The sequence below is a fragment of the Corynebacterium kutscheri genome, from assembly GCF_000980835.1.
In the GTDB taxonomy this organism is placed as follows: domain Bacteria; phylum Actinomycetota; class Actinomycetes; order Mycobacteriales; family Mycobacteriaceae; genus Corynebacterium; species Corynebacterium kutscheri.
Genome location: NZ_CP011312.1, coordinates 807711 through 819665, shown reverse-complemented (window position 1 = coordinate 819665; position 11955 = coordinate 807711). Strand labels below are relative to the sequence as shown.

At 45.3% G+C, this 11955-nt stretch carries 12 protein-coding genes, 1 tRNA gene and 1 other RNA gene; 5 read left to right on the top strand and 9 right to left on the bottom strand.

Annotated elements, in window-relative coordinates; genetic code table 11:
* Positions 1–11 precede the first annotated feature (11 nt).
* The gene (gene glnA, locus UL82_RS03800) at positions 12–1352 is read right to left on the bottom strand and encodes a type I glutamate--ammonia ligase (RefSeq protein WP_046439086.1); all 1341 of its coding nucleotides are present in this window, start codon (positions 1350–1352) and stop codon (positions 12–14) included.
* 381 nt (positions 1353–1733) lie between these two features.
* Between glnA and UL82_RS03795 the strand changes: the two genes are divergently transcribed.
* A complete protein-coding gene (locus tag UL82_RS03795) occupies positions 1734–2390 on the top strand; it encodes a CYTH domain-containing protein (RefSeq protein ID WP_158407823.1) in 657 nt (218 codons plus the stop codon).
* Positions 2391–2497: 107 nt separating this feature from the next.
* Here UL82_RS03795 and UL82_RS03790 read toward each other — a convergent pair whose 3' ends face one another.
* Positions 2498–2686, bottom strand: a complete 189-nt coding sequence (locus UL82_RS03790) for a hypothetical protein (protein ID WP_046439085.1) — start codon at positions 2684–2686, stop codon at positions 2498–2500.
* A gap of 365 nt (positions 2687–3051) precedes the next feature.
* Here UL82_RS03790 and UL82_RS03785 point away from each other — a divergent pair, with 365 nt between their 5' ends.
* Positions 3052–4284: a galactokinase family protein gene (locus UL82_RS03785; protein WP_046439084.1), complete on the top strand. Its 1233-nt coding sequence runs from the start codon at positions 3052–3054 to the stop codon at positions 4282–4284.
* Positions 4285–4343: 59 nt separating this feature from the next.
* Here the strand turns inward: UL82_RS03785 and rnpB are convergent.
* From rnpB to cobC, 5 genes are all read right to left on the bottom strand, one after another.
* Positions 4344–4751: RNase P RNA component class A (gene rnpB / locus UL82_RS10725), an RNA gene on the bottom strand.
* Between the two features lie 16 nt (positions 4752–4767).
* Complete coding sequence (locus UL82_RS03780; protein ID WP_046439083.1) at positions 4768–5904, bottom strand: bifunctional RNase H/acid phosphatase; 1137 nt, start codon at positions 5902–5904, stop codon at positions 4768–4770.
* The gene (locus tag UL82_RS03775) at positions 5904–6620 is read right to left on the bottom strand and encodes a zinc ribbon domain-containing protein (protein ID WP_046439082.1); all 717 of its coding nucleotides are present in this window, start codon (positions 6618–6620) and stop codon (positions 5904–5906) included. Before UL82_RS03775 ends, UL82_RS03780 begins: the two co-directional genes overlap by 1 nt.
* A gap of 128 nt (positions 6621–6748) precedes the next feature.
* On the bottom strand, positions 6749–7897 hold the full coding sequence (locus tag UL82_RS03770) for a Nif3-like dinuclear metal center hexameric protein (RefSeq protein ID WP_046439081.1): 1149 nt from the start codon (positions 7895–7897) through the stop codon (positions 6749–6751).
* A complete protein-coding gene (cobC, locus tag UL82_RS03765; protein WP_046439080.1) occupies positions 7894–8886 on the bottom strand; it encodes an Rv2231c family pyridoxal phosphate-dependent protein CobC in 993 nt (330 codons plus the stop codon). Before cobC ends, UL82_RS03770 begins: the two co-directional genes overlap by 4 nt.
* Positions 8887–8906: 20 nt before the next feature.
* Here cobC and UL82_RS03760 point away from each other — a divergent pair, with 20 nt between their 5' ends.
* From UL82_RS03760 to UL82_RS03750, 3 genes are read left to right on the top strand one after another with little or no spacing between them, the layout of a single operon-like run.
* Positions 8907–9536 (top strand): HAD hydrolase-like protein, encoded by a 630-nt coding sequence (locus UL82_RS03760; RefSeq protein WP_046439079.1) that lies wholly within the window; start codon positions 8907–8909, stop codon positions 9534–9536.
* Position 9537: 1 nt separating this feature from the next.
* Entirely contained in the window at positions 9538–10053 is a 516-nt protein-coding gene (locus UL82_RS03755; protein ID WP_046439078.1) for a low molecular weight protein-tyrosine-phosphatase, read from the top strand.
* Positions 10054–10956, top strand: a complete 903-nt coding sequence (locus tag UL82_RS03750; RefSeq protein WP_046439077.1) for an SURF1 family cytochrome oxidase biogenesis protein — start codon at positions 10054–10056, stop codon at positions 10954–10956. It begins immediately after the preceding gene.
* On the opposite strand, the gene cbiB is transcribed toward UL82_RS03750, so the two are convergent.
* Positions 10953–11861 carry an adenosylcobinamide-phosphate synthase CbiB gene (gene cbiB / locus UL82_RS03745; protein WP_046439076.1) on the bottom strand — a complete coding sequence of 303 codons (909 nt, stop codon included), beginning with the start codon at positions 11859–11861 and terminating at the stop codon, positions 10953–10955. The two genes, UL82_RS03750 and cbiB, sit on opposite strands and share 4 nt — an antisense overlap.
* A gap of 17 nt (positions 11862–11878) precedes the next feature.
* Positions 11879–11951 (bottom strand) — tRNA-Val (locus tag UL82_RS03740).
* Positions 11952–11955: the final 4 nt, after the last annotated feature.

Here is an 11955-nt window from a genome sequence, read left to right as displayed (position 1 = left end):
GTGCTGGTTGGCTAATACTCAAGATTATTCTTTAATTCCCATGGCGTGATCTGGCTTTGGTAGTCATGCCATTCGCGCCATTTATTACGCAAAAAATACTCAAAGGCTTGCTCACCGAGCACTTCAGCTACAAATTCAGATTTTTCCATTTCCCGTAAGGCTTGATCCAAACTCGTGGGTAAATCCGTATACCCCATGGCTAGCCGCTCACGTCGCGAAAGGGCAGCAATATCATCTTCAGCTGGGCTCATTAATTCATAGCCCTCAGAAATCCCTTTCAAACCAGCAGCTAACAAAACTGCTAAAGCAAGATAAGGGTTACATGCAGAATCTGGTGAACGCACCTCAACCCGGCGCGACTCAGCTTTACCCATGCGATACGTTGGGACGCGTACTAAAGCAGAACGATTCGAAGCACCCCAGGTGGCAGCGGTAGGCGCTTCATTGCCAAATAAAAGCCGTTTATAAGAATTCGTCCATTGATTAGTGATTGCGGAAAATTCACGCGCATGACACAAAATTCCAGCAATAAACTGCTTAGCCGTCAGCGACAAGTTAAATTCACCATCGGGATCATGAAACGCATTAGTATCTCCTTCAAAAAGAGATATGTGTGTATGCATTGCAGACCCACTATAATCCACAAAAGGCTTGGGCATGAAGGTGGCTCCAATGCCATTGGCTAAGGCGACTTGTTTAGCCACATATCTAAAGGTCATAATCGAGTCAGCCATAGTCAAGGCATCAGCATGACGCAAATCAATTTCTTGTTGCCCAGGTGATGCCTCGTGATGGGAAAATTCAACCGGAATACCCATATCTTCTAATGCAATCATGGCTTGTCGACGAAATAACGGCGCTTGATTATAGCTAGCTTGGTCAAAATAGCCACCGTTATCGGTCGGAACCGGTGGAGTACCTTGTGTTTTTAGTGTTTCTACGAGGTAAAACTCAATTTCTGGGGCTACCATACATTGGAATCCCTCATCAGCTGCTAGTTGTATCTGGCGACGTAACACCTGCCGAGGATCAGAATAAGAAGGATTGCCATCTGGGTTTGAAATATCGCAAATCATGCGAGCTGATTTCAAGGGTGATTCTGGGGCTTCGAATGGAAGCAGCTGAAATGTGGAGGGATCAGGAAGAGCAATAGTGTCTGATTCAGAGATACGTGAATATCCTTCAATGGATGAACCATCAAAGCTAATCCCCTCTTCAAATGCAGATTCAAGTTCTGCTGGGGCAACTGAGACCGACTTAAGATAACCCAAGATATCGGTAAACCACAGGCGCACAAAACGCACATCTTGCTCTTCAACTGTACGCAGCACATATTCCATTTGCGATTCCATGTCCTCAACGATACTTTCCTACCTAGACATGGCGCATATTTATGCTTTTTCGATAGCTTTCTTTCACTACTAAACGCTAAAAGAGTCTAACGAAGATACCTGATACTACCTACTTATGCAGGTAGTATTCCAGAGCAGATAAATAATCTTCTTAGGGCAGGTCAAGGCTTTTTAGACAAACCAATTAGTCATCCGCTCAATTAAATATATCGATCTCCGTCATGGTTATCGATCACACATATAAAAGAGGTTATTTTTTCCCTTCCCTAGCTACTACTGCTTGCTTTTATACGTGCTATATTTCGTCGACAAGCATCATTGTTAGCAGCATGTGCTTTCCCTTTTCCTAAAAATAAGAGAAACAAACCTATGGATACAAATATGCAAAATCAAATCACTACAGCAGTCGAGCATGAAATAAAGTTAACGGTCACTAAGGATACGGTGATCCCAGATCTCACCGAAATTTCTTATTGCACGCAGCAATTAGAGCCAACTATTCATCATTTATCAGCGCATTATTATGACACAGCAGATCTTTCGTTGACGCGAGCAAAAATTACGCTTCGCAAACGAACTGGCGGCAAAGATGATGGATGGCATATCAAGCTACCGCATAAACTCAATCGGCTTGAATTACATCACCGCATTATTAATGGGGAAAAAGATATTCCTGCCACTTTATTAAAGCAGGTCGATCATATTACTAAAGGCGCAAAATTGTTAGCGATTGCACAGATAAATAATGAGCGCCATGAAACACTACTTGCCGATGCAAATGGAGATATTCTTGCTGAATTTTGCGATGACCATGTCACAGCATCTTGTTTTCTTCCTCATGGTAGCGATTCCACGTGGCGAGAGTGGGAACTAGAAACAACAAACACTGCCCTCAAACAAGATATTGCTGTACAACTTTTAGATTCAGCTACCAAAATACTAACGCAAACAGGAGCACAACCAGCGCAATCACCATCAAAGCTGCTTCGCGCCCTTGGTGATTCCTATCAATATGTAATTTCTCAACAAAATAATTAAACATATGACTTTAAGCTAATATGTTCGTATCTCTTTTAGCTTAAAGTCATATGTTTTTTATTAGTTTACTGCCCCAAAGACTAACAAATATAGCTATTACGCTACTATTACCATTGTTTTTCTGCTTCATCCTCAGCATCGGCAAACTCATTGCGTGCCTGGGCAATTTCTAACGCTTGGGCTGCTTCTTCTTCGGAATCATATGGTCCCATGCGATCGTCAAAACCAGAAACTTTTCCTTGTTCGACTTTTTTAGTTCGTGGATTAAAAAACCACTTATTATCTAGATCAGCCATCAATACTCCTTAACGTCATAGTGAAATCAAAAACCAAAGCAAGAGATTAAAAACAGTTTGTTCAGGTCATGCACTTCGTTTTAAACGCATTCTTATGCTGATACTTCTACTACTTTTAATATATGCATTACCTAGTGTAAAGATAATAAAAATACTTTGTCAGAAAAATACTTCTATAAATAATTCTGATGCAAGCAGCTAATTTTTCATTCTGCTCAGTTATTTTTAAATACTTTGTCAATGTTTCACTATTTTCCAGTTTTCATACCTTATGAAAAGTAGAACAACTGCCTATGGCGTTGCTACCATTAAGTGGTTTTTTAGCACTATTCTTCGCCAATTAAAGCACTAAGAAGGAACCCACCATGGCGTTGTGGCCACATATCGATACTGACATTTCTACCCGCGTACGTGCACTACATATCGACACTTATGACCACCCCACGGCAATAGCGACTGCGCCAGCAACCTGGTCATTGATCGGCGAACATACTGATTGTTTCGGTGGTACTGTTTTAATCTCGCTTGCCAATTTAGCTACCGCTGTTGCTATTACCCCGCGCCACGACGACACCATTCATGTCACCATGGAAACAATTGATCCTGTATCCAATGCACCTCAACAGGATAAATCTACCGTCACAATGGCTGTAGTAAATAACTATCACGAGAATACTCCCGAGGATTTTTCCCCTGCCTACCAGCTTGCTGGCCTGGTACACACTATGATGCAACGACAGATGCTCAGCAGAGAAACGCACGGATTTAATATCACTGTTGTTAGTGATATTCCACGTGGGGTTGGTTTGGGTTTTCAAACTGCATTATTTATCGCTGCTGCACTAGCCATGGGACATGCAATCGAAGAACGTGATTCTGCTCCAGTGCGCGCAAAACTTGCTGATGTGTGTTATCTTGCCGCACAACATTTCTTCACTTGCCCTGCTCTTCGCGCCAAATTCAGCGCTGCATTACGTGGCCAAAAAGGACAACTTAACGTTATTGATTATGCAGATGGTTCCATTACCCACGCATCACATATTATTAGTTCTGCAACCGACGCAGTAGCGCTTCTTGTTGCACCACCTAATTTCAACGAAGACTTCAGTGCACTACGTCGCCGCCAACGTTTTATCGACGATGCAACCAAAGCCTTTGGCGCTGAATCATTACGTTTACTTCCCGACGCTCAAACTCGGGTTGCCCAATGGTTAAAAGCTGTGCATGAAGTTCATGGCGAGGACAAAGTACCTAATCTTATTGAAGCAAGCCAATGGCTTAATTTTTTCACTGAAGAAGAAAAACTTGTTACTTTAACCACCCAAGCGGTTCGATCTCGCCGGCATAAAGAAATTTTTAACCTACTTATGTCTTCACAAGCTGGACTAGAAAACTCTTATGGTCTTGGTTCTACTGATCTCATGCTCTCGCAACTGTGCATGGCTCGTGGTGCACTCAGTGCGCGTAGTACTGCTGCTGGAATTACGGGTTCGGTTATTGCCCTCGTAGAACAATCACATGCCGATAATTTTGCCGCTGATCTTGCTGAAGACGGTTTTATCGTTGTCGAGTTATTACATGGTGAGCCAGCGATTTAAATAGTTTCCACCTAGTTTTATAGCTGTGTTATCAAAACATGGCTATAAACTATAAAAAGCGAATGAGTCGGCGTATAAGCCGGATTCTGTACGCACAGATTATGTGCGTGGCGGCCATCCATCTGGATCAACCATTGCTGGCGACCTCAAGCAGCTACCCGCAGGTTTGGGCGAGCAACCCAGTAACACCTGCGCAGACACACCCTAAGGTGCGTCCTTTTGACCTTGCTCCCAGTGGGGTTTACCTAGCCACATACATCACTGCACATGCTGGTGCGCTCTTACCGCACCCTTTCACCCTTACCTGTAATAAAACAGGCGGTTTACTTTCTGTTGCACTTGCCCTCGGATCACTCCGGGTTGCCGTTAACAACCACCGTGCTCATATGGAGTCCGGACTTTCCTCGACGTTGTGCCATACACATAAAAATGCAGGTACACACCGTCGCGACCGCCCAGCCGGCTCATTCGCGGTTTTTTATTCTACAGATGCGAAGTATCATTCACCAAGCGCACGCACGTCGGACCATCTGTATAAAACTCAGCTATGCTTATCGACGCCAAATCCAAATGCACCCGGTGAAACATTCCTGCCGGTGCATCAAGAGCTATCCGCAAAATAGATTTAATTGGTGTGACATGACTAACCACCAATACTGTTTTGCCAGTATATTCTGCACATAATGCGGTCAGTGTTTTTTTAACTCGCCGGTGTACTTGCTGTAAGGATTCTCCACCTGGAGTAGCCACCTGTGGATTACCGAGCCATTTTTTATGAAGTTCTGGATCAGCTTCATGCGCCTGACTAAAAGTCAACCCATCCCACGTGCCAAAGTCTAACTCTATTAGGTCATCAATTGTGCGAACGTCCATCCCAAGTGCCGTAGCCGCATACTGCGCAGTTTGTTGGCAGCGTTGTAACGGTGATGCAACAATGGCATCAATACCACCACGACAAGCAATAGCCTGAGCTGCTCTTTGTGCTTGTTGTTCACCAATTTCTGATAACGCTGGGTTGGAACGTCCCGAATATTGTCGTTGTGCTGACATTGGAGTTTGACCATGTCTTAACAAAATAAACCGGGTTGGCGCAACAGTTGCCCCATTCCAACTCGTTGGGCAGTTGGAAGGGGTTTTTTCTGTGGTTTCAGCATCAGAAGCCAACAGTTCAGTTTTCTTTATCGCTGGTGCTGATAAGGACACAAAACCAATCGCGTGCCCTTTTTCTAATGCGTCCATCGCCTTATTAGCCAGTTCGTCAGCACGCGCGTTATTTTTACGTGGAATCCAGTTATAACTAATGGAATCAAAATTGCGGACAATCTGCTGACATTGCATCGCAAGCTCTCGCATATCTGGATGTTTGATCTTCCAACGACCCGACATCTGCTCCACAACGAGCTTGGAATCCATACGCACGACGACCTCATGAGCCCCTAGCTCATAAGCAGCTTTTAATCCGTTGAGTAGCCCGTGATACTCGGCAACGTTGTTAGTAGCATTTCCTACTACATAGGCAAGTTCTTGAATGACTTGTTCATCGCGATACAGTACGGTTCCAGATCCAGCTACCCCAGGGTTTCCTCGTGATCCGCCATCTGCTTCAATAACAATCTTCATCAAGCGTTAGTCCTCACCAAATAGCTGCCACAATCTGGGCACTGCGGCAAAATATCTTTAGCGGTTTTATTAATCGCCATCACATCTGCAGGTGGCAGCACAATAAAGCAGCCACCACAGGAGCGACCATTAAAACTTGCTACTCCCACTTCATTTTCCTTGCGCTGTTCTTCGTATTCACGAACTACCTCGCTAGGCAATTCCAAACGCAAATCGTCAATACGTTGAGTACGCTTCACCGCTGTGTCCTCAACTGCCCTATTCTCGTAGGCATTACGAGCCTCATGAAGTTGCTCGCGCAACTGTCCTAATTGGGTTTTGTACTTATCTCGGTTTGTTCGCAACGCATAAATCTGGTTATGGGCTTCTTGAAGCTCACCAACAATATCGCTAATACGAACCTTCGCAGAATGTAAATCATGACGAATATCTTTACGACGTTCTGGGTCAGTATCGGCACCGAGTTGTTTAAGATTATCTTCTTTACGACGAATCAACTTCCGCTCATCTTCTTGGATACGCAGTATTTCCAACTCCATATCATCGACAGCTAATTGAGCACCATGATAAGCAGATTCTATGCTTTCTACCTCAACCTCTAGCTGCTCTACAGCAAGGGCTTCTTTGCTTAACTGCGGCTTTACATTCACTGACAAGGCACGCTCTAAGGTGGCTAGTTCTAATAGTGCCGGTTGTAATTCTGCGCGTAGCTTCATCGGTGTCGTCCTTATTTATCTCAACGGTAGAAATAGCGGTATAAAGCGCTAAGAGATTTTTTGACCTTACTAGCACTGCTCGTCCTAGATAAAATCCCTCAAGAAAGTATCTCAGTATAGCCTTAAGGTTAATAATCCTTTGTAACTGCTCTCTTATGCGCAGATAAAGTCCATGGATCGGTACGAATGTCTAATATTTCTACCTCAAGGTCAGGTAATTCACGGCACAGAATTTCTTGTGCTTGAGCAGTCCAAGGAAATTCTGATGCCCAGTGCGCGGTATCAATAATAAAGGGCCCACCAGCACGTAAATGCTCATCAACTGGATGATGACGCAAATCAGAGGTTACATACACATCTACTCCTAGAGTGCGTACGGTATCTAAGAAAGAATCCCCGCTGCCAGAGCTTACCGCTATTGTTTCTACCATTGACTCGGGATCACCAGCTGCGCGAATACCCCACTGTGTTTCTGGTAGGTTATCAGCGACCTGTTGGACAAAATCTTGAAAACGCATTGGCTGTGGTAATTGGCCAATACGACCTAGACCATAAGCTACTTCCAAATCTTGTGGAATACCAGTAGCAACCACATCAAAAGCTGGCTCTTCATAAGGGTGAGCCTGTTTAAGAGCCGCTATAATAGCATTTCGACGCTCTTGTGGTGCCACACACTGAATTCTTATCTCAGCAACACTTTCTTTTACTCCAACTTGCCCTAGTACAGGTTGCGCCGCTTCATCCGGAAGAAATTCGCCAGTACCAGGTATTTCAAACACGCATTCAGAGTAATTACCGATTTCTCCTGCACCTGCTGCAAAAAGTGCTGTTTTTACCACCTCAAGATAATCACGCGGAACCTGTACTCCCCATAAATCTATTTTCTTCTCTTTAGGGCTAATAGGACGGCCGGCGTTAATCCCTACCAGCTCAGCTAATTTATCGTTAACCCCTGGACGCGCTGAATCTGCATTAGTGTGTGCCGAAAATAGAGCCACCCCACCTTTAATCAGTGTATGAATAACTTTTCCTTTAGGGGTATCTGCCGCTACTGAGGTCACTCCACGCATTAATAATGGGTGATGAACAACAAGCATTTGTGCACCAGATGCCACCGCGGCATCAGCTACTTCCTGGGTGCAATCTAAGGCACAAACGACCTTGGTAACGTTATCGTCTGGATCACCGCACACTAAACCCACTGCATCCCAACTTTCAGCAAGATGCGGTGGATATGCTTGATCTAAAATCCGACGAATATCAGCCACTGTGGTCATTTCAGCTCCTCGGTTGTTTGTTTTAATACTTGTACCTGTGCTGGCTCCCGCACAGCAAGGCGCCAATAGTTTAAGTCTAAGCCGGGAAACGTATCACAACGACGTACTGCTATCCCCCGCGATAAAAGTTGTTGACGCATGTGTTCTGGATTGGCGAAAGGTGGTTTCACCAATATATATGGCGCTTGTGAATGAGCAGCTAGTGGCCATGCTAGGTCTTGAATCATCGCTTCTCGATGCGCAATCATTTGTCTACGCCACTGCTTGGTATGTGCCCAACCATAAGTAGCAATAGCTTGTGCTGCAACCATTTGCAAGGTACCCATTGGCCAGTGTGCACGGCCTTTTTGTAGCCGAGCAATAATCTCTTCATGGGCAATAAGGTAACCCACGCGTAAACCAGCAATAGCAAAAGTTTTAGTCAAACTACGAAGAACAATAAGATCTTTTGCCCCGGCAGCAATATGTGGAATGGTGGAATATTCCTCTCCAGCAGCATCCATAAAAGCTTCATCAACAACAATGATTCGCCCCGATTGGCGTAACCGATCAATGTCACGATGCACAATTCCGGTGGGATTGGTGGGATTTCCAATGACAATAAGATCCCATGGTTTTTCCGGAATCTGCGCCACTGTCATGGCAACTGGTAGATCAACGCTTAACCCGGCATCTATAAGTGCTAAAGCTGGCTCGGTAAAACCTGGTTGAATAACAGCACTTCTTTTTGGCGCTAATTTGCTTAACAGCGTAAAACCTTCGCTTGCCCCCGCAAGCAACATCACTTTACTTGGTTGTACACCATGTAACTCGGCTAGCTCGCTTTCTACCTTGGCGAGTTCTAACGGATCTGGATACGCTGCCAATCGATCCAAGTTATTATGCAAAGCCTCAATAAGCCACTGTGGTGGTTTGCTTGCAGCAACATTCACCGCGAAATCGAATTGTGCCCGGCGAGCATCCTCATCGCCATGGAAACGGATAACCATAAGCACCTAATGTAGTACACGTGAAAACCTTGCTTATTGACGTTGACGGTACTATCTGTAACTCTGCCCCTGGTATTACCGAATCAATTCGGTATGCATGTGACCAACTTGGCTACCTGCCGCCGAGCCCACAACAATTATCCACAGTAATTGGTCCGCCGCTTGACTTTAGTTTAAGCAACTGGGGTATTCCCGATGTACCAGCAACTATTGCTGCTTATCGTGCGCACTATGACCATATTGGCTGGCGTAACACTACGCTTTTCGACGGCTGGGAGCAGGCTATTCCGAAGTGGCGCAAGCATGCTTTAGTAGCTACTGCTACCAGTAAGGGTGAGACAATTACCACTACCATTATGAAACATATGGGGTTGGAATTTGATTTCGTCGGTGCTGCCAGTGATGATCGCACGCGCATTGAGAAAAAAGATGTTATTGCCTATACCCTTAATCAGTTAGGTGCTTCGCCTGCTTCTACACTTATGATTGGTGATCGGATCCATGATATCGAAGGCGCTCATGCCCATAATATCCCGTGTGTCCTGGTGAAATGGGGTTATGCGCTAGAAGAAGAATATTCACACGCTGATATCTTGTGCACCAATTTTTCTGAACTTGATTCTTATGTCACCGATTTCCTCAGGAGTTAATATGTTACATATCACTTTTGTGTGTACTGGAAATATCTGTCGCTCCCCTATGGGTGAAGTTATTTTACGTGAGCATATTCATCGTGCTGGGCTTGAGCATATGGTGCGCGTTAGTTCTTGCGGCACTGGTGGCTGGCATATTAGTGATCCTGCCGATCACCGTAGTGTTACAGCGTTACGCCAAGCTGGGTATGACGGCAGTGCGCACCGAGCAGCACAGTTATCTTCCGATCATCTTTCTGCAGATCTCATTGTGGCACTTGATCGTGGGCATCGTGAAGAATTATATGCTGCTGGGGCACATCCTGATTCGGTGCGCCTGCTGCTATCTTTTGTCCCGAATATACCCACTCTAGATACCATCCCAGCTGATCAATTAAGTGAAGATATACTCGCTGGTGATGTTCCCGACCCCTATTATGGTGATGAATCTGATTTTGCATTAGCACGTGATCTCATTGAAAGTGCCATGCCAGGTATGATGAGCTGGGTTCACACGCACCAAGGAGACCAGTAGATGAGCACATCCATGCGTAAGCAAAAAACCACTGGCTGGAAAACTTTTCTCCAACCTGGTTGGATACTTACGCTGTTAGCAGTACTCGCTTTTTCTTATACTGCGCTCACTATTTTATCTCCGTGGCAGTTAAATAAAGATGATCGGATCGTCGAAAGAAATGAGCATATTGCTAATGCTTATGCTTCTGATCCGAAAAATTTCTCAGAAGTTTTTGACTCCACCGGGGCAATTATTCATGATCAAGAATGGATGCGAGTTAGATTAACTGGTCATTTCATTGTCGATCAGGAAGTACTGCTGCGTCTACGTCCGGTTGAATCAGGTCCGGTGTATCAATCATTAACCCCATTCCAGCTTGATAACGGACCTATTATGTTGGTTAATCGTGGTTTTGAACCAACAACTGCAGGTACTGTGGCACACGTTCCTGCCCCAGTAATGGGTACCGTCACAATTACAGCTAATGCTCGCTATAACGAAGCGCTACCGTCTACTGCACCAATTAATCAAGATGGCTATACCCAGGTATATGGTATTAACACTGAACAAATCGGTGAGCTAACTAACCTTGAGCTTGGACATGATTATCTTCAATTGGTAGCAGATAGTGAAGGCGTATTGAATGCATTGCCTTTACCGAGCCAAGATCGAGGTAATCATCTTAGCTATGGTTTCCAATGGATCGCCTTTGGCATTATGGCTCCCTTGGGGTTGGGCTATTTTATCTGGGCAGAAATTCGCGAACGCCGCCGTGCAGAAGAGGAAGAAAAAGAAATATCGGCTGCTCTTCCAGTTGTAACTCAAACAGAGCCGGAGTCCATAGATCCGGAAGAAAAGGTATTACGTGATCGCTACGGTAACAGCCGACATATCACTCGATACCAGAATAAACGTCGTTAAATACGTCGATAACGACGTAATCCACGTAAACCCATTGCTACACCTGCAGCAATTATTTGGGTAGTGCGAGCTAATTTAACAGCCTGCGTAATTGTTTCTATAGTCGGAGCAGGTCCAGTACCTAATATCGGACGCATTTCTACACCATAGGCGTATCGCGTCTTACCACCTAGGCTTACGCCTAAATGCGCTGCTGCGGTGGCTTCCACCGGCCCTGCATTAGGGCTAGGATGCCGAGGAGCATCCTCACGCCACGCACGCACGGCATCTTGAATATGTTCATTAGCGGTTACGGTATGAATAAGTGCAGTTAATCGCGCCGGGAAGTAACCCAATAGATCATCCAAACGTGCTGCTGTCCAGCCAAATTCTTGATAGCGCTGGTTTTTATAACCCACCATGGCATCCAAAGTATTAACTACTCGGTGCAAGACCACCAAGGGAGCACCACCTATTCCTGCCCAAACTAACGGAGCAATAGCTGCATCTGACGTGTTTTCGGCCAATGATTCCACAGTTGCCCGAACAATACCGGCTTCATCAAGTAACTGGGGATCGCGTGAGCACAACCATGGCACAAGAGCACGGGCGGCATCAATATCATCCACCTCAAGAGCTTTATGCATGCGCTCACCGGTTTTTTCTAGGGTCGTCCCACCTACGGCTATATAAAGTGCAAGTGCTGTGCTGAACTCAGGAAAGCGTCGATAAGCCCATATGCTTAAGGCAGTAGGTGGGATAACACACACAGCAGTATAAAAAACACCGGCTACTTTATGGTCGCTATACGTGCGCTTTTCGACAGTTGCCGCAAATCTTCCAAAAAGGGCAACTGGATGCCATGGAGTGTGCGGATCACCTAAAATGCGATCAGCGGCCATGCCTATCATAATTGAATGTGGCATGGCCGCTGACCTTTCTGTGCGCCCTGACGGGCTCGAACCGCCGACCTGCTGGGTGTAAACCAGCTGCTCTCCCAGCTGAGCTAAAGGCGCAGTG